The organism is Phyllobacterium sp. P5_D12 (assembly GCF_054049495.1).
The window spans coordinates 1-1,186 of the sequence record NZ_JBFUMG010000916.1 but is presented as its reverse complement, the minus strand read 5'-3'; the positions used below and the strand labels follow the sequence as shown (position 1 = coordinate 1,186).

Annotated in this window: 3 protein-coding genes; 2 read left to right on the top strand and 1 reads right to left on the bottom strand. The window is 52.8% G+C overall.

Features of this window, described 5'->3' with window-relative positions:
• Both ACXJ5O_RS27605 and ACXJ5O_RS27600 read left to right on the top strand, forming a co-directional pair.
• Positions 1 to 277: hypothetical protein (locus ACXJ5O_RS27605; RefSeq protein WP_457302693.1), on the top strand; the 277-nt coding region annotated here is incomplete at its 5' end.
• Positions 278 to 398: 121 nt separating this feature from the next.
• Entirely contained in the window at positions 399 to 1,046 is a 648-nt protein-coding gene (locus ACXJ5O_RS27600) for an MBL fold metallo-hydrolase (protein ID WP_457302692.1), read from the top strand.
• 49 nt (positions 1,047 to 1,095) lie between these two features.
• On the opposite strand, the gene ACXJ5O_RS27595 is transcribed toward ACXJ5O_RS27600, so the two are convergent.
• On the bottom strand, positions 1,096 to 1,186 hold a 91-nt coding region (locus ACXJ5O_RS27595), incomplete at its 5' end, for a BA14K family protein (RefSeq protein ID WP_457302694.1).

Genomic DNA, 1,186 nt, shown 5'->3' with positions numbered 1-1,186 from the left:
CTCGGGTGGTGTCGGCGGAAATATTGTCGGCGGTCTTCTAAAAAACCTGAGTCTCGGTACGACCGGAAACACAGTTGCTGGTGGTATCGGCGGCCTTGTTGGTGGTTACCTGACGCAATTCCTTGGCGCAGGCGGTGCCGAGGTGGTAGCAAATGCGGCGGCGTCCTCCGGGCTTGATATCGGATCGATCATCGGTCAGGTAGCCGGCGGTGGTGTCGGTGGTATCATCTTGACTGCAATCGTCGGCTTCATCAAGAATTCGATGGCAAAGGCCTGATCGATATCATTAACAACGAAATCAACTGTTTTCGAGGGCGGCACACGGCCGCCCTTTTCATTTGAGTCGTTATTGTCCTACATATTGATCCAAGTAATGTATCGCATAGGATGTTGGTGAAATGGGACAATTGCAGGCCGGTATTATTCCCGTCACGGCCTTCCAGCAGAATTGCACGATCCTTTTTGACAGCGAGGGCAAGCATGGCGTGCTCGTTGATCCGGGCGGCGACAACGATCAAATATTGAATGTCATCCGTTCAAATGGCATCACGATTGAGGCAATCTGGATCACACACGGGCATATCGATCACGCTGCCGGTGCAATGGATATGAAGGATGCACTGGGCGTCGAAATTATCGGGCCAAATGAAGCCGATCGGTTTCTGTTGGACAGCCTTGAATCCAAGGCGTTGAAATATGGCATCACGGACAAGGTCCGCAATTGTATGCCGGATCGCTGGCTGAACGATGGTGATACCGTATCTTTCGGATCGCATATCTTTGAAGTATTGCATTGTCCGGGTCATGCACCCGGCCATGTCGTTTATTTTAACAGGGCGGCGAAATTTGCACATGTTGGCGATGTGCTCTTCAATGGTTCGGTGGGGCGAACAGACCTTGAACGCGGCGATCATGCCGCGCTGATCAACTCCATCAAGACCAAGCTCTTGCCGCTCGGTGACGACATCGGTTTCATCTGCGGACATGGCCCCGGAGGCCGCTTTGGCGAAGAACGCCGCACCAACCCATTCTTGAATGAAGCATAAAAAGAGCCGCCGGATGACCGGCGGCTCGTCAAACGCGAATGATTACAAATCAGTTGGCGTTGCAGAAATAATCGCGTCCGTCATAGCCGCGGAATGTACCCGTCTCAGGATTGAACGAKCGATAGCGGTCGGCGCAATAG